Genomic DNA, 250 nt, shown 5'->3' with positions numbered 1-250 from the left:
GCTGACCGTCCGATCCGAGTTCGGGGTATGCACCCACCGGCCGGAATGCTTGAGCCGATGATGATTACGGCAATACGCCGACAGATTCGACGCGGTCGTCTTCCCACCGCGAGCAGGGTCAGCGTGATCGAACGGCACCAGATGATCGAGATCGCAATTCCACGCCGGAACATCACAGTGCAACCACTGACAACTCCCCGCCAACGCCCGCACCCACGCATCCACTGCCGCACCGGGGCGGTAGACCAAC

Annotated in this window: 1 protein-coding gene; it reads right to left on the bottom strand. The window is 62.4% G+C overall.

Annotated elements, in window-relative coordinates; translation table 11 throughout:
* Positions 1 to 250, bottom strand: a 250-nt coding sequence (locus MTX36_RS29675) for an HNH endonuclease signature motif containing protein (protein ID WP_243623228.1), incomplete at both ends; no start/stop codon positions are given.

Source organism: Rhodococcus sp. ARC_M6, assembly GCF_022810305.1.
Taxonomy (GTDB): Bacteria; Actinomycetota; Actinomycetes; order Mycobacteriales; family Mycobacteriaceae; genus Rhodococcus_F.
This window is presented reverse-complemented; position numbering and strand designations above follow the sequence as displayed.